This is a genomic window from Aeromonas sp. R10-2, from assembly GCF_040908445.1.
GTDB classification, from domain to species: Bacteria; Pseudomonadota; Gammaproteobacteria; order Enterobacterales; family Aeromonadaceae; genus Aeromonas; species Aeromonas veronii.
The window spans coordinates 25,317-49,440 of the sequence record NZ_JBFODS010000018.1; the positions used below are offsets into that span (position 1 = coordinate 25,317).

At 57.7% G+C, this 24,124-nt stretch carries 17 protein-coding genes; 12 read left to right on the forward strand and 5 right to left on the reverse strand.

Going from position 1 to position 24,124, the window contains the following annotated elements; translation table 11 throughout:
* Positions 1–19 precede the first annotated feature (19 nt).
* Entirely contained in the window at positions 20–2,302 is a 2,283-nt protein-coding gene (pflB, locus tag AB5Y97_RS03795) for a formate C-acetyltransferase (protein WP_005333618.1), read from the forward strand.
* A gap of 156 nt (positions 2,303–2,458) precedes the next feature.
* On the forward strand, positions 2,459–2,893 hold the full coding sequence (locus AB5Y97_RS03800; protein WP_075112995.1) for a YcgN family cysteine cluster protein: 435 nt from the start codon (positions 2,459–2,461) through the stop codon (positions 2,891–2,893).
* Between the two features lie 247 nt (positions 2,894–3,140).
* Here the strand turns inward: AB5Y97_RS03800 and AB5Y97_RS03805 are convergent, their stop codons facing one another.
* Positions 3,141–4,757: a peptide ABC transporter substrate-binding protein gene (locus AB5Y97_RS03805; RefSeq protein ID WP_201948318.1), complete on the reverse strand. Its 1,617-nt coding sequence runs from the start codon at positions 4,755–4,757 to the stop codon at positions 3,141–3,143.
* Positions 4,758–5,139: 382 nt separating this feature from the next.
* Between AB5Y97_RS03805 and fbp the strand changes: the two genes are divergently transcribed.
* Positions 5,140–6,174 carry a class 1 fructose-bisphosphatase gene (gene fbp / locus AB5Y97_RS03810; RefSeq protein ID WP_005336993.1) on the forward strand — a complete coding sequence of 345 codons (1,035 nt, stop codon included), beginning with the start codon at positions 5,140–5,142 and terminating at the stop codon, positions 6,172–6,174.
* A gap of 246 nt (positions 6,175–6,420) precedes the next feature.
* Here fbp and mfd read toward each other — a convergent pair whose 3' ends face one another.
* Complete coding sequence (mfd, locus tag AB5Y97_RS03815; RefSeq protein ID WP_368157261.1) at positions 6,421–9,900, reverse strand: transcription-repair coupling factor; 3,480 nt, start codon at positions 9,898–9,900, stop codon at positions 6,421–6,423.
* 56 nt (positions 9,901–9,956) lie between these two features.
* Positions 9,957–10,532: a hypothetical protein gene (locus AB5Y97_RS03820; RefSeq protein WP_005351323.1), complete on the reverse strand. Its 576-nt coding sequence runs from the start codon at positions 10,530–10,532 to the stop codon at positions 9,957–9,959.
* Between the two features lie 76 nt (positions 10,533–10,608).
* Here AB5Y97_RS03820 and AB5Y97_RS03825 point away from each other — a divergent pair, with 76 nt between their 5' ends.
* The 3 genes from AB5Y97_RS03825 (at position 10,609) to lolE (ending at position 13,881) form a co-directional block, all read left to right on the forward strand.
* Positions 10,609–11,844 (forward strand): lipoprotein-releasing ABC transporter permease subunit, encoded by a 1,236-nt coding sequence (locus AB5Y97_RS03825; RefSeq protein WP_005345085.1) that lies wholly within the window; start codon positions 10,609–10,611, stop codon positions 11,842–11,844.
* A 97-nt stretch (positions 11,845–11,941) separates the two neighbouring features.
* Positions 11,942–12,640: a lipoprotein-releasing ABC transporter ATP-binding protein LolD gene (gene lolD / locus AB5Y97_RS03830; RefSeq protein WP_005336988.1), complete on the forward strand. Its 699-nt coding sequence runs from the start codon at positions 11,942–11,944 to the stop codon at positions 12,638–12,640.
* Positions 12,640–13,881: a lipoprotein-releasing ABC transporter permease subunit LolE gene (lolE, locus tag AB5Y97_RS03835; RefSeq protein ID WP_274160946.1), complete on the forward strand. Its 1,242-nt coding sequence runs from the start codon at positions 12,640–12,642 to the stop codon at positions 13,879–13,881. The genes lolD and lolE overlap by 1 nt, the downstream gene beginning before the upstream one ends.
* Positions 13,882–13,968: 87 nt before the next feature.
* On the opposite strand, the gene yfbR is transcribed toward lolE, so the two are convergent.
* Together yfbR and AB5Y97_RS03845 are read right to left on the reverse strand one after the other, a co-directional pair.
* Positions 13,969–14,559 (reverse strand): 5'-deoxynucleotidase, encoded by a 591-nt coding sequence (yfbR, locus tag AB5Y97_RS03840; RefSeq protein ID WP_103251200.1) that lies wholly within the window; start codon positions 14,557–14,559, stop codon positions 13,969–13,971.
* A gap of 92 nt (positions 14,560–14,651) precedes the next feature.
* Positions 14,652–15,086: a YccF domain-containing protein gene (locus tag AB5Y97_RS03845; RefSeq protein WP_201948325.1), complete on the reverse strand. Its 435-nt coding sequence runs from the start codon at positions 15,084–15,086 to the stop codon at positions 14,652–14,654.
* Positions 15,087–15,527: 441 nt separating this feature from the next.
* Here AB5Y97_RS03845 and tig point away from each other — a divergent pair, with 441 nt between their 5' ends.
* From tig to ppiD, 6 genes are all read left to right on the forward strand, one after another.
* Complete coding sequence (tig, locus tag AB5Y97_RS03850; RefSeq protein ID WP_005345092.1) at positions 15,528–16,838, forward strand: trigger factor; 1,311 nt, start codon at positions 15,528–15,530, stop codon at positions 16,836–16,838.
* A gap of 86 nt (positions 16,839–16,924) precedes the next feature.
* Positions 16,925–17,548 carry an ATP-dependent Clp endopeptidase proteolytic subunit ClpP gene (gene clpP, locus AB5Y97_RS03855; protein WP_005336979.1) on the forward strand — a complete coding sequence of 208 codons (624 nt, stop codon included), beginning with the start codon at positions 16,925–16,927 and terminating at the stop codon, positions 17,546–17,548.
* Positions 17,549–17,618: 70 nt separating this feature from the next.
* Positions 17,619–18,893 (forward strand): ATP-dependent protease ATP-binding subunit ClpX, encoded by a 1,275-nt coding sequence (gene clpX / locus AB5Y97_RS03860; protein WP_368157257.1) that lies wholly within the window; start codon positions 17,619–17,621, stop codon positions 18,891–18,893.
* Between the two features lie 141 nt (positions 18,894–19,034).
* Positions 19,035–21,389 carry an endopeptidase La gene (gene lon, locus AB5Y97_RS03865; protein ID WP_201948327.1) on the forward strand — a complete coding sequence of 785 codons (2,355 nt, stop codon included), beginning with the start codon at positions 19,035–19,037 and terminating at the stop codon, positions 21,387–21,389.
* 240 nt (positions 21,390–21,629) lie between these two features.
* Positions 21,630–21,902 carry a nucleoid-associated protein HU-beta gene (hupB, locus tag AB5Y97_RS03870; RefSeq protein ID WP_005315375.1) on the forward strand — a complete coding sequence of 91 codons (273 nt, stop codon included), beginning with the start codon at positions 21,630–21,632 and terminating at the stop codon, positions 21,900–21,902.
* A gap of 150 nt (positions 21,903–22,052) precedes the next feature.
* Positions 22,053–23,966, forward strand: coding sequence for a peptidylprolyl isomerase (gene ppiD, locus AB5Y97_RS03875; RefSeq protein ID WP_368157258.1), 1,914 nt, complete (start codon positions 22,053–22,055; stop codon positions 23,964–23,966).
* Positions 23,967–24,124 lie beyond the last annotated feature (158 nt).

Below are 24,124 nucleotides of genomic sequence, written 5' to 3' on the forward strand. Positions count from 1 at the left end.
CCGTGTGAGGTAATGAAAAATGGCAGAACTTAACGAACAGTTCCAAAAAGCATGGGAAGGCTTCGCGGCCGGTGAATGGCAGACCTCTGTCAACACCCGTGACTTCATCCAGAAGAACTACACCCCGTATGAAGGTGACGAGTCCTTCCTGGCTGGCGCGACCGAAGCGACCACCAAGCTGTGGGACAAGGTCATGGAAGGGATCAAAATCGAGAACCGCACTCATGCGCCGGTTGATTTTGATACTGACCTGCCCTCCACCATTACCGCACACGATGCCGGTTATATCGATCAGAGCCTGGAGCAGATCGTTGGTCTGCAGACTGACAAGCCGCTGAAGCGCGCCATCATCGCCAACGGCGGTATCAAGATGGTTAAAACTTCTTGCGAAGTGTACGGTCGTCAACTGGACCCGATGGTCGAGAAGATCTTCACCGAGTACCGCAAGACTCACAACCAGGGCGTGTTTGACGTTTACACCAAAGACATCCTGAACTGCCGTAAGTCTGGTGTTATCACCGGCCTGCCGGATGCCTACGGCCGTGGCCGTATCATCGGTGACTACCGTCGTGTTGCTCTGTACGGTGTTGACTTCCTGATGGCCGACAAACTGGCCCAGTTCAAGTCCCTGCAAGCTGACCTGGAAAACGGCGTCAACCTGGAAGCCACCATCCGTCTGCGCGAAGAGATCTCCGAGCAGCACCGTGCCCTGGCACAGATGAAGGTGATGGCTGCCAAGTACGGTTGCGATATCTCCGTACCGGCCAAGAACGCTAAAGAAGCCGTACAGTGGACCTACTTCGCCTACCTGGCGGCAGTCAAGTCCCAGAACGGTGCAGCCATGTCCTTCGGTCGTACCTCCAGCTTCCTGGATATCTACATCGAGCGTGACCTGCAAAAAGGCCTGATCACCGAGCAAGAAGCACAGGAGCTGATGGACCACATGGTCATGAAGCTGCGTATGGTTCGCTTCCTGCGTACTCCGGAATACGATTCACTGTTCTCCGGCGACCCGATGTGGGCGACCGAGACCCTGGCTGGTATGGGCGTTGATGGCCGTACTCTGGTCACCAAGAACAGCTTCCGTATGCTGAACACCCTGTACACCATGGGCCCGTCCCCTGAGCCGAACCTGACCATCCTGTGGTCCGAGAAGCTGCCGGTCGGTTTCAAAAAGTACTGTGCCAAGGTATCCATCGAGACCTCTTCCGTTCAGTACGAGAACGACGATCTGATGCGTCCGGATTTCAACAACGATGACTACGCCATCGCTTGCTGTGTATCCCCGATGATCGTTGGTAAGCAGATGCAGTTCTTCGGTGCTCGTGCCAACCTGGCCAAAACCATGCTGTATGCAATCAATGGTGGTATGGACGAGAAGCTCAAGATCCAGGTCGGTCCGAAAACCGAGATGGTCAAGTCCGAGTACCTCGACTACAACGATGTAATGGATCGTCTGGACCACTTCATGGATTGGCTGGCCAAGCAATACGTTGCTGCGCTGAACATCATCCACTACATGCACGACAAGTACAGCTACGAAGCCTCTCTGATGGCGCTGCACGACCGTGACGTATATCGCACCATGGCGTGTGGTATCGCTGGTCTGTCCGTAGCCGCTGACTCCCTGTCTGCCATCAAGTACGCCAAGGTCAAGCCGATTCGTGACGAAGATGGCGTTGCCATCGACTTCGAAATCGAAGGCGAATACCCGCAGTTCGGTAACAACGACGCTCGCGTCGATGATATCGCCTGTGACCTGGTTGAGCGCTTCATGAAGAAGATTCAGAAGCTGAACACCTACCGTGGTGCTGTTGCTACCCAGTCTGTTCTGACCATCACCTCCAACGTGGTATATGGCAAGAAGACCGGTAACACCCCGGATGGCCGTCGTGCTGGTGCTCCGTTCGGCCCGGGTGCAAACCCGATGCACGGTCGTGACCAGAAAGGTGCTGTTGCTTCCCTGACTTCCGTAGCCAAGCTGCCGTTCGCTTACGCTAAAGATGGTATCTCCTATACCTTCTCCATCGTACCGAATGCACTGGGTAAAGATATGGAAGCCCAGAAAGCCAACCTGGCTGGCCTGATGGACGGTTACTTCCACCACGAAGCCAACGTAGAGGGTGGTCAGCACCTGAACGTGAACGTGATGAACCGTGAAATGCTGCTGGACGCCATGGAAAACCCGGAGAAATATCCGCAGTTGACCATCCGCGTATCCGGTTATGCCGTTCGCTTCAACTCTTTGACCAAAGAGCAACAGCAAGACGTCATCACCCGTACCTTCACTGCTTCTCTGTAATCGAGACATAGTGAGCAAAAACCGGCGCCAAGGCGCCGGTTTTTTTATGTTTGGTTTTTATTGCTAAATAACTCAGTGGGCCATGCCAACCTTGAAATTCAGGGTAACAATAGGTATAACCACGCGTTTGAGAAGGCATATTAAGTGAGCGGTATGATGCAATCCTCCTTTTGGCAGACCAAGAGTCTGCAGCAGATGACTGAATCCGAGTGGGAATCCCTCTGCGATGGTTGCGGTAAATGTTGCCTTAACAAGCTCATTGATGAAGATACAGATGAGCTTGTATTCACCAATGTGGCTTGTAACCTGCTCAATACCAAGACCTGCCAGTGTTCCGATTATCTTAATCGCTTCAAAAAAGAGCCTGACTGTCTGCAGATAACTCACGACAAGATTGCCGAATATGATTGGCTCCCCTCTACTTGTGCCTATCGTTTACTGGCTGACGGGGATACTCTGCCAGAGTGGCATCCGCTGCTGACCGGCAGTCGCTCTGCCATGCATCAGGCGGGTCAATCTGTACGTGGCAAAGTGGTTCACGAGGAGCAGGCTGGTGAGTGGATTGATCACATAATCACTTGGGCCAGCTGAGCCAAGCGACCAAGTGCAATGTGGCCTGATCTAGAAGCTGAAAACGTCACCCATTTTTAGCTTGTGTTTTCTACCTCAAAACCCCCGATATAGCGTATCGGGGGTTTTGTCGTTCAGAAGGCGGTTCTGGCGTTCGCTTGTTGTAGATATCAGCGGTCCCACTCAGATGACCTGTGCTTGAAGCGGCCTCTCTTGACCATCACTACAACAAAGGTCAGCAAGTCTGGTTGATCTGTTCAGTCAGTGTCTATTGGGCAACCAGATAGAGCTCCTTGCTGTAGACCACATCCTGCGGGTTAAGGTGGGGGTAGCCTTTCACGAAAGGCTTGAGCAACCTGGATTTGACCGAGAAATAGATGGGGGCGATGGGGGCATCCGCATCAATGAGTGCCTCTGCCTGTTGATACAGGGCATTGCGTTCAGCGGGATCCAGCGAGTCGTGGGCCTTGGCCAGCAGGGCGTCGTACTCCTTGTTGAACCACTTGCCGCTGTTGGCACTGCTGCTGGAGGTCATGATGTCGAGGAAGGTGGAGGCATCGTTATAATCCCCGTTCCAGCCATAGCGGCTAACCCCGAAATCCCCCTCGTTCAGTGCCGAGACCATGGTCTTCCACTCCATGTTGTTGAGGGTGGCAGTGACCCCCAGGTTGTGTTTCCACATGGAGGAGACGGCCAGCGCAATCTTTTTGTGGCTCTCGTTGGTGTTGTAGAGAATGTCCACTGTGAGTGGCTTGTCCGGGCCATATCCCGCTTCGGCCAACAGGGCTTTGGCTTGCTTGATCCGCTCCTCTTTGCTCTGCAGCTGGCTGGCCGGTTTTTTCAATTCAAAACCGTCCACAATGGGGGGCGTGAAGCTATATGCGGCAATTTGTCCCTGTCCCAGGATCTTGTCGGTGATGGTCTCCCGGTCGATGGCGAGCGAGAGCGCCTTGCGTACTTTCGGGTCATCGAACGGTTTGCGCTGGGTATTGAAGACATAGTAATAGCTGGCCAGCGTGGGGACGCTGACCAGTTCTTCCGGGTTCTTGCTCTTGAGCTGTTTGTACTGCTCCAGCGGATAAGTGGTGTAGTGCAGTTCACCGGTGCGATAGCGGTTGTAGGCGGCGGTTTCCGAGACGATCTCCAGATAGATCACCTTGTTCAGGACGGTTTGCTGGTTGTTCCAGTAGTGGGTATTGCGCTCGGCACTCAGCCGTTCGTTGGGAGTCCACTCCTTGAGTACAAAGGCACCGTTGGAGACGATATTGCCCGGTTTGACCCAATCCTTGCCGTATTTTTCAATGGTGGCCTTGGGGGCCGGGAACGTGGTGTAGTGGGCCAGCGTCTTCAGGAAAAAGGGAACCGGATTTTTCAGGGTGACCTGCAGGGTGTGGTCATCGAGCGCCTTGATCCCGAGCTCTGACGGGCTCTTCTTGCCCTGGGTCACCTCGCTTGCATTGACCACTCCGGTCAACTCGATAAACCAGGCGTAGTTGGAGGCCGTCTTGGGATCGGCCGCCCGTTGCCAGCCGTAGACATAATCGGCGGCGGTGACAGGTTCACCGTTTGACCACTTGGCCTCGGGCCTCAGCTTGAAGGTGTAGACGGTACCTGTCTTGTCGACCTCGTAGCTGACGGCGCCTGCTGGTTTGATCTTGCCGGTATTATCCAGCTCATAGAGCCCTTCAAACAGATCGTTGACGATGGCACTACCGGCGGTCTCTTCTACCAGCTGGGGGTCGATGGTGGTGGGTTCAGTGCCGATATTGGTCACGTAGATTTGTTGGGCATCCGGCAGCAGCTTGGTACCGGCAGGCACTTGGGCAGCCCAGGCGGGAAGGGCAAACAGTCCGGCTACCATGCCGGCAATGAGAGTCTTGTTCATTGATAATCCTTGAGTTTTATTTGCTTCCAAAGCGAAATCAGTGTGCTGGATTGGCGATCGGATCTCAAGAGGCAATGGCTGAGAGAACGGCAGGCCCATCAGACTCCATTTTTAATGGCTCAAGGCCAGTCAACTCATGGCTTGCAGCAGGTTATTGCCACGAATTAAGGGGCTGAAAGTTATCGATTGAAACCGAATAAAACGCGTCTTTTACCATAACGTTAGACGAAATAGCCTATTTAATAGGCCGCTTAATTCGCTGCAAAAACAAAAAACAGACGTTACATTAGGTTACAAATCAAGGCCGCCGGTGATCGGCATTTTTTTTGCCGATGCCTGCAAACGTTTTCAATGCCAACGGATGCGATCTAAAGGAACAAAAATGCGAAACATGATCACCATGGGTGAGTTCATCGTCAAAAAGCAGGCGGATTATCCTACCGCGACCGGCGAGCTGACCTCGTTGCTCAGCTCGATCCGCCTTGCTGCCAAGGTGGTGAACCGGGAGATCAACAAGGCGGGACTGGCGGATATCATCGGTTCCATGGGCGCTGAAAACGTACAGGGCGAGGTGCAGCAGAAGCTGGATGTCTACGCCAACGAACGCTTCAAGGCTGCGCTGGAAGCGCGCGGCGAGGTGTGTGGCATGGCCTCGGAAGAGGAAGAGGACTTCGTCGCCTTTGACTCGCCACTCTCCAAAAACTCCAAGTATGTGGTGCTGATCGACCCGCTCGATGGCTCCTCCAATATCGACGTCAACGTCTCGGTCGGGACCATCTTCTCCATCTACCGCCGTTTGAGCCCGCAGGGTTCGCCGGTGACGCTGGAGGACTTCCTGCAACCGGGCAACCGTCAGGTCGCCGCCGGTTATGTGGTCTACGGCTCCTCCACCATGCTGGTCTACACCACCGGTTTTGGCGTCAACGGCTTTACCTACGATCCCTCTATCGGCTGCTTCTGCCTCTCCCACGAGAACATCCGCATTCCGGAAGAGGGCAAGATCTACTCCATCAACGAGGGTAACTACATCAAGTTCCCGGATGGGGTGAAGAAGTACCTCAAATATTGCCAGGAGCGCGACGAGGCGACCCACAGACCCTACACCTCCCGCTATATCGGATCCCTGGTCTCCGATTTCCATCGCAACCTGCTCAAGGGCGGCATCTACATCTATCCGTCCGGTACCAACTCGCCGAACGGCAAGCTGCGCCTGCTCTATGAGTGCAACCCGATGGCGTTTTTGGTTGAGCAGGCCGGTGGCAAGGCCTCCGATGGCTTTGGCCGCATCATGGATATCCAGCCCACTGCGCTGCACCAGCGTACCCCTTACTTTGTTGGCTCGACCAAGATGGTGGAGCGGGCCGAGGCCTTTATGCGCGAGTTCTCCGCCCATGAGGACCCAGCCAACCAGGGCTGATCGTCAGAGGTGTAGGTTGGTGCTGAGCGCAGCGAAGCCCAACATTTACTGGCGCGATTCCCTCTCCCCCTGGGATAGGGCAGGGTGAGAGGAATGGTTTTCACTGCCCCCCTCATCCCCGCCCCTTCTCCCACAAGGGGAGAAGAGAGACGCTAGTCACCAGCCAACATAAACAAAACGGGAGCCAATTTGGCTCCCGTTTTAGTTGGCATTATCTCTCTGGCTCGCCGCCAGCGTTGCAGATATTCACAGGCTGTTGTTGGCCAGATCAGCCAGCAAACCATCTACCAGTTTCAGGCGCATGGCTCTGTCCTGAGTCGGCACTTGGAAGCGCAGCCGGGTCGGCCCGTCCATCTTGTAGACCCGTGGCTGGCTGGAGAGCAGTTTGACCAGATAGGCCGGATTGACCTTGGTCTCCTGGGTGAAGTCGAGATAGCCGCCGCGCTCGCTCATCTCCACCCGGCGAATGCCAAGGGCGGTGGCACTCTGGCGGAAGGCGGCCAGCTCCAGCAGGGTTTTGGTTGCCTCCGGCAAGAGGCCGAAGCGGTCGATCAGCTCCACTTTCAGCTCGCGCAGCTCCTGCTCGTCCGCCGCACTGGCGATCCGCTTGTACATGGAGAGGCGCATGTTGACGTCCGGGATGTAGTCATCCGGCAGCAGTGCAGGCAGGCGCAGTTCCACCTCGGTGTGCTGGCTCATCAGCTGCTCCAGCGACGGCTCCTTGCCATTTTTCAGCGCCTCGACCGCCTGCTCCAGCATCTCCATATAGAGGGTGAAGCCGACCGATTCGATCTGGCCGCTCTGATCGTCGCCGAGCAGTTCGCCTGCGCCACGGATCTCCAGATCGTGGGTCGCCAGCGCAAATCCGGCGCCGAGATCTTCCAGCGAGGCGATCGCCTCCAGCCGCTTGGCCGCATCCTTGGTCATCAGCTTGGGATGGGGGGTGAGCAGGTAGGCGTAGGCCTGATGGTGGGAGCGGCCAACCCGGCCCCGCAGCTGGTGCAACTGGGCCAGACCGAGATGATCCGCCCGATCCATGATGATGGTGTTGGCGCTCGGTACGTCGATACCGGTCTCGATAATGGTGGTGCAGACCAGCAGGTTGAAGCGCTGGTGGTAGAAGTCGGACATGATCCGTTCTAGATCGCGCTCGCGCATCTGGCCGTGGGCGATGCCGATGCGCGCCTCCGGCACCAATTCGGCAAGATCGGCGGCGCACTTCTCGATGCTCTCGACATCGTTGTGCAGGTAGTAAACCTGACCACCACGCTTCAATTCCCGCAGCACCGCCTCGCGCACCACCGCCGGTTCGTGCTGGCGCACGAAGGTCTTGATGGCGAGTCGCTTGGCGGGCGGGGTGGCGATGATGGAGAGATCCCGCATGCCGGACATCGCCATATTGAGTGTGCGCGGAATAGGGGTGGCGGTGAGGGTGAGGATATCCACATCGGCCCGCAGTGCCTTGATCTTTTCCTTCTGGCGCACCCCGAATCTGTGCTCCTCATCGACGATGAGCAGTCCCAGATCCTTGAAAGTGAGCTCGGAGCCGAGCAGCTTGTGGGTGCCGATGATGATATCCACCTTGCCTTCGGCCAATTCCTTTATCACAGCGCTCTGCTCTTTGGCGGAGCGGAAGCGGCTCAGCACCTCGACCCGCACCGGCCAGTTGGCGAAGCGGTCGCGGAAGTTGTCGTAGTGCTGTTGCGCCAGCAGGGTGGTGGGCACCAGCACGGCAACCTGCTTGCCGCCGTGCACCGCCACAAATGCCGCCCGCATCGCCACTTCGGTCTTGCCGAAACCGACATCGCCGCACACCAGTCGGTCCATGCTCTTGGCCTGACACATGTCCCCCAGCACCGCATTGATGGCGTTGAGCTGATCGTCGGTCTCCTCGAATGGGAAGCTTGCGGCAAACTGGCGATAGGCCTCTTTGTCGTGCTTGAAGGCAAAACCGGCGCGGGCGGCGCGATGAGCGTAGACATCCAGCAATTCGGCTGCCACGTCGCGCACCTTCTCCGCCGCCTTGCGCCGCGCCTTGCTCCAGGCCTCGCCGCCGAGCTTGTGGCTGGGCGGGTTATCCGACCCGGTGTAGCGGCTGATAAGGTGCAAACTGGTGACCGGCACGAACAGCTTGTCGCCGCCGGCATATTCAAGGGTCAAAAACTCGGTGGGCAGGCCACCGGCGTCGATGGTTTCCAGTCCCAGATAGCGGCCGACCCCGTGATCCAGATGGACCACTGGCTGACCCTGGGTCAGCTCGCCCAGGTTTCTGATCACCGCATCGGAGCTTAAGTTTTTGCTCTTCTCCCGAGCCCGTTTGCTGCGCACCTTGCCGCCCAGCAGCTCGGTCTCGGTGATCAGGGCCAGTGGCTGATTACTGGCATCAGCTCCGGCTTCTTGCCACAGAAAGCCACGCTCAAGGGGGGCCACCAGCAGGCCGTGTCGATCCGGGCTCGCCATAAAGGCGTCGAGAGAGGGGAATTCCTTGGGTTGCAGCGAGATACGCGCCAGCAGATCGCCGAGCACCTCCCGCCGTCCTTCGGACTCCACCGCAAACAGGGTGCGCCCGGCAAAACCTTGGAGGAACTGGTTGAGCGCCAGCAGGGGTTGCTCCTTGCTGTGATCGAGTTGCAGATCCGGCAGCGCCTCGATGGGCAGATCGTGCTGACCGGCATCGCCCGCGGTGGCGGCCTCTTGCAGCCGCACCGCGCCATATTGGCCCAGAGAGGCAAAGAGCTGCTCCACCGGCAGATAGAGCTGGGCCGGGGGTAGCAGGGGGCGAGTGTTGTCCCAGCGTCTGTCTTCATAGCGCTGGCCGATATCGTTCCAGAAACGCTGGGCGGCGGGGTAGATATCCCCCACAGTGAGCAGCAGGGTCTCTTCCGGCAGGTAGTCAAACAGGCTGGCGGTCTGGTTGAAGAAGAGCGGCAGATAATACTCGATGCCAGCGGGCCAGCGCCCCTTGCTCACCTCCTGATAGACGGAGCCCTCGGCCCGCGACAGCTCGAACTGCTCGCGGAACTGGCCGCGAAACAGTTCGATGGCCGCCTCGTCGGTAGGGTATTCCCTGGCGGGCAGCAGGCTGACCGTCTTGACCGGTTCGCTGGAGCGCTGGGTTTCGGGATCGAATGGGCGGATGGAGTCCACTTCATCGTCGAAGAAGTCGATGCGATAGGGGCTGCTACTGCCCATGGGGAAGAGATCGAGCAGGGAGCCGCGAGCGGCAAATTCGCCATGTTCCAGCACCTGATCCACTGCCACGTAACCCGCCTCGGCGAGGCGCCCGCGCAGCTGTTGCAGGTTGAGGCGCTGACCGGCCTTCACCATCAGGCTGTATTTGTCGAGATAGACCCGGGGGGCGCAGCGCAACATCAGGGTGGAGATGGGGACAATCAATACCCCCTTGCTCATTTGCGGCAGCTTGTAGAGGGTCTCGAGCCTTTGGGAGATGATGTCCTGATGGGGAGAGAAGGTGTCGTAGGGCAGGGTCTCCCAATCGGGGAACAGCAATACGGGGGCGGGCTGATCGGCTAGCTGCTTGTCTGCCAGCAAATACTGAAGCTCCTGCTCCAGGCGCAGGGCGCTCGGGGTATCGGCGGTGATAAGCAGTACCGGCCCCTTGGCTTCATTGGTGAGGCGGGCTGCAATCAGCGAGAGGCTGCTGCCGACCAGCTGGCCGAGCGTGATCTTTTGGCCCGCTTTGGCGGGCAAGGCGGGGAGTGTCATTGGCATGGTTCGATTCTTTTAACGTTGACGTTATCTATCGCTGACGTTCGCTCTGGTTAGCGCTGACGTTCTTGGGCGCGCAGCTTGAGCTGCTTCGATTGCACGTGGAGGCTGGCACGAACCAGCAGTTCACGGTCATCTTCGCGGATCCGCACATAGTCGAGCTGCACATGGGTGCCATGTTCACCGCCGTCGAGCTGTTTGACCTGGCCATAGCAGTAGATGGCGGCCGCCTCTTCCCGCAGGAAAATCTTGAGGCGGACGATCTGGTGCAGGTGCGGCGCATCCCCGTGATCATGATAGGGGTGCAGGTAGGTGAGCTGGCCAGCCCCGAAGCGCAGGGTGTGAAAGCGCTGCTCCGGATGGTCCTGCAGGGAGAGCACATAGCCCATGATCATGTCGATCTTGCGGGACTGCTGATTGACGATCTCGATCAGATCGTGCATCGACTCGTTCTGGTTGCGCAGCAGTCGAGTGGTCACCAGATCGATGGAGGTAATGGCCGAAGAGATCCGAAAGGGCTCCGGCAGCTCAGCGTCCAGCTCCTCCAGCGAGGGGAGGTGGAAGTCGGCCGGCATGGGGATCACATTGACCGGCGTGGCATGAGTGACGCTGAAGAACTGTTCCTGCATGGAGGCTATCCCTTGTTGTCATGGACGGTTTCCCTTTATTATCCGGTATCTTATTTTGTTGGCAACGTACATATCCTTGAAGACCGGACTTTTTCAGCCCCTTTCGCTGGCCATCGGCCTGCGTTATGCAGGCTCGAAGCGCAGCAATCGCTTCGTCTCATTTATCTCCCTGTTCTCTACCTTTGGCATCGCCATCGGGGTCGCCGCCCTGATGGTGGTCATTTCGGTGATGAACGGTTTCGAAGGGCAGCTCAAAGGGCGCATCCTCGGGGTGATCCCCCATGTGGTGGTGACCAACCAGGCTGGCCGTATTGATGCCGACCCGCAAGGTTTGCCGGATCTGGCCAAATTACCCCATGTGGTCGCCTCGGCCCCCATGCTCGACAGCGAAGGGATGCTGCAAAGCCCCGGCCAGCTGACCGGGGTGAGCGTGCAGGGGATCGACCCTGCGAAGTGGCCCAAGGATGACATCCTCCATAGCCAGATGTTGGGGGGACGCCTCGATACCCTGCAGGCGGGTCACTACCGCATCGTGCTGGGGCAGGGGGTGGCACGCCGCCTCAATGTCTCCATCGGCGATCAGGTTCGCCTGATCCTGACCGAGGGGACCCGCTTCACCCCGTTTGGTCGGGTACCGGCCCAGCGCCTCTTTACCGTCTCCGGTATCTTCGGGGTCGGCGCCGATGTGGATAACCAGATTGCGCTGATCGCGCTGGGGGATGCCCAGCGACTGCTGCGCCTGCCGCCAGAAACCGTCGGTGGCATTCGCCTTTGGCTCGATGATCCCTTTGCCGCTGACGAGGTGATCAAGACACCGTTGCCGGATGGGCTGCTGTGGCAGGATTGGCGCCGCGAGCGGGGCGAGCTGTTCCAGGCGGTCGCCATGGAAAAACGGATGATGGGGCTGATGCTGGTGCTGATTATCGCCGTCGCCACCTTCAACATCCTCTCTGCGCTGGTGATGGTGGTGACGGACAAGGAGGGCGAAGTGGCCATCCTGCGCACCATGGGCATGAGTGAATCAGGGATCGTCAAAATCTTCATGGTGCTTGGTGCCTCCAGCGGGGTGATTGGTGCCCTGTTTGGCGGGCTGGCTGGCCTTGCGCTCTCTTTGGGTCTCAACCCTCTGCTCAATGCGGTGGGGCTCAACCTCTATATGGCGGCGGGCGGCAGTGGCCTGCCGGTCATCGTCGAACCGGCTCAGGTCATCACCATCTTGCTGGGCGCCGTGCTGCTGAGCTTCAGTGCCACCCTCTATCCGGCGGCCCGCGCCGCACGGGTGAAACCGGCCGAGGCGCTGCGTTATGAGTAATGCCGTGAATAATACATCTTCTGTTGTTACCTCCGGTGCGAGTACCGGCGTTGTTACTGGTGCCTCTGTGGTCACTGGCGTAAGTGGAGCCCCTGTTATGAATGAAGCCGTATCTCGTGAACCTCTGCTGCGCTGCCAGGCGCTCAATCATGTCTATAAAGAGGGGGAGCTGGAGACTCAGGTGCTTAAGGGGATCGATCTCTGCGTCGCGCCCGGTGAAATGCTGGCGGTGGTGGGGAGCTCCGGCTCCGGCAAGACCACTCTGCTGCACCTGATGGGGGCGCTGGACAACCCTTCCAGTGGCGCTGTGTTGTTCAAGGGGGAGGATATCCACCACTGGGACAGCCGCACCCAGGCCCGTTTTCGCAACCGAGAGCTGGGCTTTGTCTATCAGTTCCACCACCTGCTCTCCGAGTTCAGTGCGCTGGAAAATGCGGCCATGCCGCTGCTGATCGCCGGTGAGTCGGTGGCGGTTGCCACCGAAAAGGCGACCAAAATGTTGGGTAGAGTGGGGCTCTCCCATCGCTTGAACCACCGCCCCTCCGAGCTCTCCGGTGGCGAACGTCAGCGGGTGGCGATCGCCCGGGCGCTGGTCAACGAACCGAGTCTGGTGCTGGCGGATGAACCTACCGGCAATCTGGATCACGCCAGTGCCACCGCGGTGTACGAACTGCTGTGTGAACTGAACCGTGAGCTGGGCACTGCGTTTGTGGTGGTGACCCACGACCTGAGCTTGGCGGCCAAGCTTCATCGCCGGGTGACCCTGGTGAGCGGCGTGATGGCGGAGGTTGCCTGATGTTCAAACCGCTGCCCCTCTTTCTGGGCCTGCGTTACAGCCGCTCTCGCCGTCGCAACGGGTTTATCGCCTTTATCTCTGCCTCTTCCCTGATCGGTATTGCCCTCGGGGTGATGGCGCTGATCCTGGGCCTCTCCGCCATGAACGGTTTCGAGCGGGAGCTTAAAGATCGGGTGCTCTCGGTCGTGCCGCAAGGTGAGCTGGACGCCGTCGAGCGGCCGCTGCCGGATTGGCCACGTCTGCGCGACTACCTGCTGGCTCAGCCGGGCGTTGAGGCGGCAGCGCCGGTCATTCGCCTCAATGGCCTGCTGGAGCACGGCTCCGCCCTCAAGGGGGTGCAACTGCGCGCCGTGCTGCCCGACCTGGAAGCCAATCTGTCGGATGCCGGCAAATACATGACGGGCCGTGGTCTGCGTGAGCTGCAACCGGGTGAACGTGGGGTGATCCTTGGCAAGACCATCGCCGACAAGCTGGGCGTCAAGGTAGGGGACTCGGTCGCCCTGCTGCTGCCGCAAGGGGGTGATCAGGCGGGGATCAAGAATCCCCGCCGCGAAGCACTGACCGTGGTGGGGCTGCTGGAGATCGGTGGTCAGCTCGACGGTCTGCTCGGCTTTATGCATCTGGCCGATGCGCAAGCGATCACCGGCATGGGCAGCGGCGTGGAGGGCTTCAGCCTGCGGGTGAACGATGTGCTCAAGGCGCAATCCATCACCGTAGCCGCCGCGCAGCAGTTCCCTCATCACGTCTATATCCGCAGCTGGATGAACAGCCAGGGCTACCTCTATCAGGACATCCAGATGGTGCGTACCGTCATGTATGTGGTAATGCTGATGGTGGTGGCTGTCGCCTGCTTCAACATCGTCTCCACCCTGGTGATGGCGGTGAACGAGAAGCGCAGCGAGATCGCCATCCTGAAAACCATGGGGGCGAGCCCCGGCCAGATCCGGCTCACCTTCGTCATTCAGGGGATGGTTAACGGCGTGGCCGGTGCCCTGCTCGGCGCCCTGCTGGGCGGGCTGCTTTCGAGCAAGCTGACCCAGATCCTGGGTGTCATCGAGAAGCTTATTGGCCACCGCTTCCTCAATCCGGATATCTACTTCATCGACTTCTTGCCGACCGAGTTGCATATGCAGGATCTGCTTATCGTGACGGGCGCTGCCATCCTGATGAGCTTGGTGGCGACCCTCTATCCCGCTTGGCGGGCGAGCGGTCTGGTGCCATCTCGCGAGCTGGGTCACTGATGCGTTGCATCTAATGCGCAATAAAGAACGAAGGGCCCGCTGGTGCAAACCGGCGGGCCCTTCTGTTTTCAGGTCATGTAGACTGGCTTAGTGAGCGTTAAGCTCATCGAGTGGCAGGGAGAAGCTGGCTACGAAGGTGTCGATAAAGTAGCGCATCTCATCGCTCATCCGGGCTGCCAGCATGGCTTCAAGGCGCTTGCGAGCCGGTTCGAACTCCCGGTTGCCCGCGTTGATCTCCTCCAGACACTTGGTATAGGCGCAGAGGGTGTCGGCATCCTTGACCAGCCTGGCCAGCTCGTCATCCTGGGCTGCCGAATCGAGCAGGGGGCGAAAGTCATCGATCAGTTCTGGCGGCAGCATGCCAAGGAGGCGCTGCTCGGCTGCCAGCTCAATCTTCTTGTACTCGCGGGCAATCTCGGGGTTGAAGTATTTGACCGGGGTGGGCAGATCGCCGGTCAGCACCTCGCTGCTATCGTGGTAGAGGGCCATCACGGCGGCGCGGTCGGCATTCACGCTGCCGCCAAACAGTCGATTTTTGATGATGCCGAGGGCATGGGCCACCATGGCCACCTGCAGGCTGTGCTCGGCGATGTTTTCCGGCTGGATGTTGCGCATCAGGGGCCAGCGGTAGATGAGTTTCATGCGGGCGAGATTGGCAAAAAAATGGCTGGGTAACATGATGGCCTCAACAAAAGAGAATAGAAAAGGGCAGACCCTAGTCTGCCCTTTTTTTCGTTGCAGGGCAGCGTCTGCCCGCGTATTTCCTGCTGTTAGCGGATATAGCGGCCCGATTCCGCCTCCTGGTTGGTCACAATCATCTGGCCAATGGGCGCCAGGCTGATCAGCGCCAGCTTGAGGTGCTGGATACCGAACGGGATACCGATAATGGTCACGAAGCAGGCCAGCGCGGAAGCGATGTGGCCGATGGCCAGCCAGACACCGATCAGCACGAACCAGAGGATGTTGCCAATCAGCCCCAGCGTGCCGGTGCCGATATCGCTCTGGCCGGTCATGGTTTTGCGATTGACCGCCTGCTTGCCAAACGGGAAGAAGGTAAAGGTGCCGATCACGAAGCAGGCGCGGCACCAGGGGATGCCGACCAGCGAGATAAAGCAGACAAGACCGGCCAGCCACCAGGCCAAGCCCATAAAGACACCTCCCAGTACAAACCAGAGCAGATTGAACAAGAAGCGGAAAAAGGCCATGTGAGTGACTCCAGATCATCAATTTGGTTGCCACCATAACGAGGGAGGGGTAGGGACGCAATGGTTGATTGGTTCAATCGCCATTTGGCTGGTCAAATTGAGTCGCCGCCCGCAACGGTGGGCTGTTTTTCGGCGAAAGATGGGCAATAAAGCGGCGTTCGGATGAAAAAAGGTGAGCAAACGCAAAATTATTGCCATCGGATAGTTGAAGTCGGGCACCTCTCTCCCCATATAAAGGGCAGTTTTGCACGAATTGTGCTTGCACGCCGCTCAATGTGGGGGATGTGTGGCTCGACTCGACCAAAGTGCGCCGCTATAATGCCGCGTCATATTTTCTCATCACAAAGACATATCGTTGTCTTTATAAACAGGAAGACTCCGGGCTTTGCCCAGGGGCAATAAAGGGTCAGCACACAGTGCTGAGTTGAACGAGGTAGAAGAATGCAAGTTTCTGTAGAGACAACCCAGGGTCTGGAACGCCGTCTTACCATCACTGTACCGGCCGCTACCGTAGACGCCGCTGTGCGTAAAGAATTGAATGGCCTGGCCAAAACTCGTCGCATCGACGGTTTCCGTCCTGGCAAGGCTCCGGTTGCCATCATCAAGAAGATGTTCGGCGCCATGGCTCACGCCCGCGTTGCTGATGAAATGATGCAGAGCAACTTCATCAAAGCCATCATCGAAAACAAACTGAGCCCGGCCGGTGCCCCGACCATGGATCCGAAAGAGATCAAAGAAGGTCAGGATTTCGAATTCACCGCCACTTTCGAAGTGTATCCGGAGTTCGAAGTTGCAGGTCTCGAGACCATCAAGGTCGAGAAGCCGGTTGCGACCGTGAAGGATGAAGATCTGGCCAACATGATCGACACCCTGCGCAAGCAGCACGCTACCTGGGCTGATGCCGATGTTGCCGCTGCCAATGGTATGCGTGTGACCATGGACTTCGTCGGTTCCATCGACGGTGAAGAGTTCGACGGCGGCAAAGCTGAAGGCTTCAACCTGGTGCTGGGCGCTGGCCGCATGATCCCGGGCTTCGAAGACGCCATCCTGGGCAAGAAAGCGGGCGACGAGTTCACCATCGAAGTGACCTTCCCGGCTGACTACCACGCTGAAAACCTGAAAGGCAAAGAAGCCAAGTTCGCTTCCAAGCTGATCAAGGTTGAAGAGCAGATCCTGCCTGAGCTGACCGAAGAGTTCGTGAAGCGTTTCGGTATCGAGAGCGGTTCTGTTGAAGAGCTGAAAGCCGAAGTGCGCAAGAACATGGAGCGCGAACTGGCTCAAGCCCTGAAAAACAGCGTGAAAGAGCAGGTTCTGAACGGTCTGGTTGAAGCCAACCAAATCGACCTGCCGAAAGCTGCCGTTGCTCAAGAGATCGACGCACTGCGTCAGCAGGCTCTGCAGCGCTTCGGTGGCTTCCAGGGCGGCAACGCTCCCGAGCTGCCGGCTGAACTGTTCCAGGCTCAAGCCGAGCGTCGTGTACGCGTAGGCCTGCTGCTGGGTGACGTGATCCGCACCAACGAGATCAAGGCTGACGATGCCCGTGTAAACAGCATCATCGAGTCCATGGCGACTGCCTACGAAGATCCGAAGGAAGTGATCGAGTACTATCAGAAGAACGAACAGATGCTGAACGGCGTTCGTAACCTGGCAGTAGAAGATCAAGCCATCGACCTGATCCTGTCCAAAGCGCAAGTGACCGAAAAAGAAGTTGCCTTTGACGAAGTGATCAACAAGTCTGGCGCCGCTGCCTAAGAACATTTGACTTAAGGTCAAGACTGTTAAGTATAATGGCTCGTGTGATCTCCACTCGGGCCATTTTATTTTAGGGACAATGCCTTATGTACAAGAACTATAACGATATGACCGATTCTCCCAGCAATGCGCTGGTCCCCATCGTGGTCGAACAGACTGCCAAGGGTGAACGTTCCTACGATATTTACTCCCGTCTGCTGAAAGAGCGGGTGATCTTCCTGACTGGTCAGGTTGAAGATCACATGGCCAATCTGGTGGTTGCCCAGCTGCTGTTCCTCGAGTCCGAGAATCCGGACAAGGACATCTATATCTACATCAACTCGCCGGGTGGTTCGGTGACTGCGGGCATGTCTATCTATGACACCATGCAGTTCATCAAGCCGGATGTCAGCACTGTGTGCATGGGGCAGGCCTGCTCCATGGGTGCCTTCCTGCTGGCCGGTGGCGCCAAGGGTAAGCGTTTCTGCCTGCCTAACGCCCGCGTGATGATCCACCAGCCGCTGGGTGGCTTCCAGGGTCAGGCATCTGATATCCAGATCCACGCCCAGGAGATCCTGAAGATCAAAAATACCCTGAACGAGCGTTTGGCTTTCCATACCGGTCAGGACATGGCTACCATCGAGCGTGACACCGATCGTGACAACTTCATGTCCGCCGAGCAGGCCGTGGCCTATGGTCTGGTCGACGGTGTCCTGAGCCAGCGTAGCTGAGCAGGGTGTCCCGGTCTGTTGTAAACTCAACAGGCCGATCCATCCTCTATTGATAAAACGAGGTTGCTGAATGACAGAGAAACGCAAGGGTGAGGGTGATAAGCTGCTCTACTGCTCTTTTTGCGGCAAAAGCCAGCATGAAGTGCGCAAGCTGATCGCTGGCCCTTCCGTCTACATATGTGATGAGTGCGTCGAGCTGTGCAACGACATCATCCGCGAAGAGATCCGCGAGATCTCTCCCAAGCGCGATGGTAACGAGCTGCCGACCCCTCATCAGATCCGCGCTCATCTCGATGACTATGTGATCGGGCAGGAGTACGCCAAGAAGGTGTTGGCCGTTGCCGTCTACAACCACTACAAGCGTCTGCGCAACAGCGGCGAAAACAGTGGTGTGGAGCTCGGCAAATCCAACATCCTGCTGATTGGCCCGACCGGTAGCGGTAAAACCTTGCTGGCCGAGACTCTGGCTCGTCTGCTGGATGTGCCGTTCACCATGGCCGATGCGACCACCCTGACCGAAGCCGGTTATGTGGGCGAGGACGTGGAGAACATCATCCAGAAGCTGCTGCAAAAGTGCGACTACGACGTAGAGAAGGCCCAGCGTGGCATCGTCTATATCGACGAGATCGACAAGATCTCCCGCAAGTCGGACAACCCCTCCATCACCCGCGATGTCTCCGGAGAAGGGGTACAGCAGGCACTGCTCAAGCTGATCGAAGGGACCATCGCTTCCGTGCCGCCGCAAGGTGGTCGCAAGCATCCGCAGCAGGAGTTCTTGCAGGTTGATACCTCCAAGATCCTCTTCATCTGTGGCGGTGCTTTTGCCGGTCTGGACAAGGTGATCGAGCAGCGTTCCGTGAAGGGAACCGGTATCGGTTTTGGCGCCGAGGTCAAGTCCAAGAGCGCCAAGGCGACCTTGAGCGAGAGCTTTGCCAAGGTGGAGCCGGAAGATCTGATCAAATATGGTCTGATCCCCGAGTTCATCGGCCGTCTGCCGGTGGTCGCGACTCTGACCGAGCTGGACGAGTCTGCCCTTATCCAGATCCTGAAAGAGCCGAAAAACGCGCTGACCAAACAGTACGCGGCGTTGTTCGATCTGGAAGGGGTCGAGCTGGAGTTCCGTGACGACGCACTCAACGCCATTGCCTGCAAGGCGATGGAGCGTAAAACCGGTGCTCGTGGTCTGCGTTCCATCGTGGAAGCTGTGCTGCTGGATACCATGTATGATCTGCCTTCTCTGGAAGGGGTCAGCAAGGTGGTGATCGACGAAACCGTGATCAAAGGGGACTCTGCGCCCTTGATGATCTACGAAAATCCCGAAACCCAGGCTGCTGCATCAGAGTAAATGTCTGATTTTTAATCAAATGGAAGGGGCTTTTTGCCCCTTTCATGCTTTTTACGGTTTCGGCGATTGAATCTCATCTTAGCGCCCCCATATACTCAGCCAAGCGCTTTGCCAACGGTATAACAAGCCGAGAGGACATATATGAACCTAGAGCGTTCAGAACGCATCGAGATTCCCGTCCTGCCTCTTCGTGACGTGGTGGTTTATCCCCACATGGTCATTCCACTCTTTGTGGGGCGGGAAAAATCCATTCGCTGTCTGGAAGCGGCCATGGAGCAGGACAAGAAAGTTCTGCTGGTGGCCCAGAAGGATGCGTCAACCGATGAGCCAACGGTGGAGGAGATCTTCACCGTCGGGACAGTGGCCAATATTCTGCAGATGCTCAAGCTGCCGGACGGCACCGTCAAGGTGCTGGTAGAGGGTGGGCAGCGTGCCCGCCTGGAGCGGATGATCGACGACAAGGATTTCTTTGTCTGCGAGGCTCAGTACATTCCCTCCCAAGCCATTGGGGAGAAGGATCAGGAAGTGCTGGTTCGCTCCGCCATCGGCCAGTTTGAAGGCTATATCAAGCTCAACAAGAAGATCCCGCCCGAGGTGCTCACCTCGATCTCTGCGATCGACGATGCTGCGCGTCTGGCCGATACCATGGCGGCCCACATGCCGCTCAAGCTGGAAGACAAGCAGAAGGTGCTGGAGATCGTCTCGGTCTCCGAGCGCATCGAGTTCCTGATGGCGATGATGGAGTCGGAAATTGACCTGCTGCAGGTCGAGAAGCGCATCCGTACTCGCGTCAAGAAGCAGATGGAAAAGAGCCAGCGCGAGTATTACCTCAACGAGCAGATGAAGGCCATCCAGAAAGAGCTGGGTGAGCTGGAAGATAGCCCGGATGAGTTTGAAGCCCTCAATCGCAAGATTGAAGAGGCTGGCATGCCGGAAGATGCCCGTGAAAAGGCCCAGGCCGAGCTTGCCAAGCTGAAGATGATGTCTCCCATGTCCGCCGAGGCTACCGTGGTTCGCAGCTATGTGGACTGGATGGTACAGGTGCCGTGGAAGGCGCGATCCAAGGTCAAAAAAGACCTTGGCAAGGCGCAAGAGGTGCTGGATGCCGATCACTATGGCCTCGAGAAGGTCAAGGATCGCATCCTCGAATATCTGGCGGTACAGGCACGGGTGAACAAGCTCAAGGGCCCCATCCTCTGTCTGGTTGGGCCCCCAGGTGTGGGCAAGACCTCGCTGGGCCAATCCATTGCCAAGGCGACGGGTCGCAAATATGTGCGGATGGCCCTCGGTGGGGTGCGTGACGAAGCGGAGATCCGCGGTCACCGCCGTACCTATATCGGTTCCATGCCCGGCAAGCTCATCCAGAAGATGGCGAAAGTCGGCGTCAAGAACCCGCTGTTCCTGCTCGACGAGATCGACAAGATGAGCTCGGACATGCGTGGCGATCCCGCATCCGCCTTGCTGGAAGTGCTGGATCCGGAACAGAACAACAGCTTCAACGATCACTATCTGGAAGTGGATTATGACCTGTCGGACGTCATGTTCGTGGCCACCTCCAACTCCATGAACATTCCGGGTCCGTTGCTGGACCGGATGGAAGTGATCCGTCTCTCCGGTTACACCGAAGATGAGAAGCTCAACATTGCCAAGCAGCATCTGGTTGCCAAGCAGATCCAGCGCAACGGCCTGAAAGAGTCCGAGATCACCATCGAAGATTCTGCCCTGGTCGGAGTGATCCGCTACTACACCCGCGAGGCGGGGGTGCGGAGTCTGGAGCGCGAGATCTCCAAGATTTGTCGCAAGGCGGTCAAGCGCATCCTGCTGGACAAGAGCATCAAGCACGTTCAGGTTAATCAGGAGAACCTCAAGGAGTTCCTCGGGGTGCAGCGTTTCGATTACGGCAAGGCCACCGACCAGAATCAAGTGGGTCAGGTGTGTGGTCTGGCGTGGACCGAAGTGGGGGGCGATCTGCTCACCATCGAGACCACCAACATGCCGGGCAAGGGCAAGCTCACTTATACCGGTTCCCTCGGTGACGTGATGCAGGAGTCCATCCAGGCGGCCATGACGGTCGTAAGAGCCCGTGCCGAGAAGCTGCGCATCAATGCCGACTTCTACGAGAAGCGCGATATCCACGTGCACGTACCGGAAGGGGCTACCCCGAAAGATGGTCCGAGCGCCGGTATCGCCATGTGTACTGCCCTGGTCTCCAGCTTGACCGGTAATCCGGTTCGTGCTGATGTGGCGATGACAGGGGAGATCACCTTGCGCGGCGAAGTGCTGCCTATCGGTGGTCTCAAGGAGAAGTTGCTGGCAGCCCATCGTGGCGGCATCAAGCGAGTGCTTATTCCGAAAGAGAACGAGCGTGACCTTGAGGAGATCCCGGCAAACGTCAAACAAGACCTTGAAATTTATCCGGTTCGCTGGATTGACGAGGTGCTGGAATTGGCGTTGCAGGACAATCCACAGGGGTTTGAGCGCGTTTCTGTCGTGTAAATGTTGATGCGCCGCAAATTTGGCGCATTCGGCGGGTGGTTAAGGCTTGCATGCGCCCGATAACGGAAGTAGCCTTGACCACCGATCGGGTACTCGTGATGAGTCGCAATGCGTTGTGTGGCGCGGGTTTGCGCCAGATTGTCACTTGCAACTGATCAGGAGGCTTGCTATAAAACCTCCACTTGTTGTGGCCAGGGAAATCAGCGCCGCAGCGGTGTTTGATAAAAGGGGAATATAAGAGTGAATAAATCTCAACTGATTGACAAGATTGCAGACGGTGCCGATATCTCCAAAGCTGCCGCTGGCCGTGCGTTGGATGCCTTCATTGATGCTGTTGGTGAAGCGCTGAAAGAGGGTGACCAGGTTGCTCTGGTTGGTTTCGGTACTTTCGCTGTACGCGAGCGTGCTGCCCGTTCAGGCCGTAACCCGCAGACTGGCGCGACCATCGAAATCGCTGCTGGTAAAGTTCCTGCCTTCAAAGCCGGTAAGGCCCTGAAAGACGCTGTTAACTAAGTCGGTCGCTGATATCCGTCGGCTACCGTCCTTGGTCGCAGACCAGACAAGTTAGAGAGTCTTCTCTCATACTGATTGACCAAGGCGCATCGCAATCGGTGCGCCTTTTTATTGTTTACGCCCATCGAGTTCGGGAGCATAAGTACAAACATGATGTTGGATAAACTACGCGAAGGGGCGCAGGGCAAGGTAGCCAAGGTTATCTTGGGCCTGATCATCCTCTCCTTTGCCTTGGCTGGTGTAGGTAGTTACCTGAACGGCCCGGCCCGTACCGCCCCCGCCACCGTCAATGGCACCGAGATCAGTGCTGCGGCACTGGAAAATGCCTACCGTAACGAGCGCGCCCGCATGGAATCCCAGATGGGAGAGGCATTCAGCCAGCTGGCCGCGAACCCCGATTACATGAAACAGTTCCGTCGCGGTGTGCTGGATCGCCTGATCGATCAGGCGCTGCTGGACAGCAAGGCCCGTGAACTGGGTCTGCGTATCAGTGACGAACAGATCAAGCAAGCCATCGTGGCCATGCCGGAGTTTGCCGAGAACGGCAAGTTCAACAATGACCGCTATCTGCAACTGATCCGTCGTGCCGGCATGACTCCTGAAATGTTCCGTGACTCCCTGCGTCAGGACATGGTACGTCAACAGTTGATGAGCGCTCTGCTGGGCACCGAATTCTCCCTCAAGGGTGAAGCGGAGCAGCTCGACAAGCTCTACAACCAGACTCGCGATCTGCGTCTGGTGCGTCTGGCTGCTGCCAACTACATGGCTGACGTTCAGGTCTCCGACAACGAGCTGGAGCAGTACTACAAGACCAATGGCGCCCGTTTCATGAACGACGAACAGGTCAAGGTCGACTATCTGCTGCTGGACGCTGCCAACCTCGCCAAAGATATCAAGGTCACCGAGCAGGATGCCCAGGATTACTACGATCAGCACCAGGATCTGTTCCAGCGTGCCGAGCGTCGCCACGTGGCTCACATCCTGATCCCGTTTGGCAAGGACGAGAAAGCGGCCGAGCAGAAAGCAGAAGCCGTGCTGGCCAAAGCCAAGGCGGGTGATGATTTCGCTGCGCTGGCCAAGGCTGACTCTTCCGATACCTTCTCTGCCAAAAAAGGCGGCGAGCTGGACTGGTTCGAGAAAGGGGTGATGGATCCGGCCTTCGAGAAAGCCGCGTTCGCCCTGAACAAGGCTGGCGATCTCTCCACCGTGGTGAAGAGCCCGTTCGGTTTCCACATCATCAAGCTGCTGGGGGTTGAATCAGCCCAGACCAAGCCGTTTGCCGATGTGAAAGAAGAGACCATCACTCGTCTGCAATCTGAGAAGGCCAAGGAGAAGTTCTTCGCCGATCAGCAGAAGATGGCTGACAACAGCTTCGAAAACCCGGACTCGCTGGATCTGACCGCTGATGCCATGGGGATGAAGGTTCAATCTTCCGATTTCTTCACCCAGGCGACTGCTCCGGCTCCGCTGAACGATCCCAAGGTGCTCTCCGTGGCGTTCTCCGAACAGCTGCGCGATGACAACACCAACTCCGACGTGATCGAGCTGGCTGACGGCAAGGCGCTGGTGCTGCACATAACTGGTCACAAGCCCAAAGCGGTCAAGCCGCTGGCCGAGGTGAAAGAGCAGGTGATTGCCGCCATCAAGCATGACAAGGCCAGTGAAGTGGCCCGTGGCAAGGCCCAGGGCCTGCTAGACAAGCTGAAGGTCGGTGAGAGCATCACCGCCGATCTGACTGCACTGGGTCTGAAAGTGGAGACCCACAAAGGGGTTGCCCGCTTCGATCGCGAGCTGGATCAGAACCTGATTGCCCAGGCGTTCACACTGCCCCATCCGATCGACGGCAAGCCGAGCGTGGCTCTGGTTGCCGAGACCAATGGTGACCGCGTTGTGGTTGCTCTGGACAAGGTCAACGTCCCTGCCGCCGCATCCGGCATGGCCGCCATGCTGCAAGCTCAGCTGGGTCAGGGCAAAGCCCAGGTGGATTACAAGTCTCTGATCGACGAGCTGCGCAAAGCGGCCAAGATCGAGTACTTCACCAGTGTGGAAGCGACCGTCGAGTAATCGGCACTACGCAACCCATTGAAAACGGCTCCTTGATGGAGCCGTTTTTTTTATCTGTGGGCAAGAGGAGGAGACTCAAGTTCTGTGCTCTGTGCTCTGTGCTCTGTGCTCTGTGCTCTGTGCTCTGTGCTCTGTTCTGTGGCGTGTAGTCACACCGC

Excerpts from the sequence above, each read along its gene's own strand:
- lon (WP_201948327.1), top strand. The coding sequence starts at position 19,035 with ATGAACCTAGAGCGTTCAGAACGCATCGAGATTCCCGTCCTGCCTCTT.
- AB5Y97_RS03805 (WP_201948318.1), bottom strand. The coding sequence starts at position 4,757 with ATGAACAAGACTCTCATTGCCGGCATGGTAGCCGGACTGTTTGCCCTT.
- fbp (WP_005336993.1), top strand. The coding sequence starts at position 5,140 with ATGCGAAACATGATCACCATGGGTGAGTTCATCGTCAAAAAGCAGGCG.
- AB5Y97_RS03800 (WP_075112995.1), top strand. The coding sequence starts at position 2,459 with ATGCAATCCTCCTTTTGGCAGACCAAGAGTCTGCAGCAGATGACTGAA.
- tig (WP_005345092.1), top strand. The coding sequence starts at position 15,528 with ATGCAAGTTTCTGTAGAGACAACCCAGGGTCTGGAACGCCGTCTTACC.
- mfd (WP_368157261.1), bottom strand. The coding sequence starts at position 9,900 with ATGACACTCCCCGCCTTGCCCGCCAAAGCGGGCCAAAAGATCACGCTC.
- yfbR (WP_103251200.1), bottom strand. The coding sequence starts at position 14,559 with ATGTTACCCAGCCATTTTTTTGCCAATCTCGCCCGCATGAAACTCATC.
- clpP (WP_005336979.1), top strand. The coding sequence starts at position 16,925 with ATGTACAAGAACTATAACGATATGACCGATTCTCCCAGCAATGCGCTG.
- pflB (WP_005333618.1), top strand. The coding sequence starts at position 20 with ATGGCAGAACTTAACGAACAGTTCCAAAAAGCATGGGAAGGCTTCGCG.
- ppiD (WP_368157258.1), top strand. The coding sequence starts at position 22,053 with ATGATGTTGGATAAACTACGCGAAGGGGCGCAGGGCAAGGTAGCCAAG.
- lolD (WP_005336988.1), top strand. The coding sequence starts at position 11,942 with ATGAATGAAGCCGTATCTCGTGAACCTCTGCTGCGCTGCCAGGCGCTC.
- lolE (WP_274160946.1), top strand. The coding sequence starts at position 12,640 with ATGTTCAAACCGCTGCCCCTCTTTCTGGGCCTGCGTTACAGCCGCTCT.
- clpX (WP_368157257.1), top strand. The coding sequence starts at position 17,619 with ATGACAGAGAAACGCAAGGGTGAGGGTGATAAGCTGCTCTACTGCTCT.
- AB5Y97_RS03845 (WP_201948325.1), bottom strand. The coding sequence starts at position 15,086 with ATGGCCTTTTTCCGCTTCTTGTTCAATCTGCTCTGGTTTGTACTGGGA.
- AB5Y97_RS03820 (WP_005351323.1), bottom strand. The coding sequence starts at position 10,532 with ATGCAGGAACAGTTCTTCAGCGTCACTCATGCCACGCCGGTCAATGTG.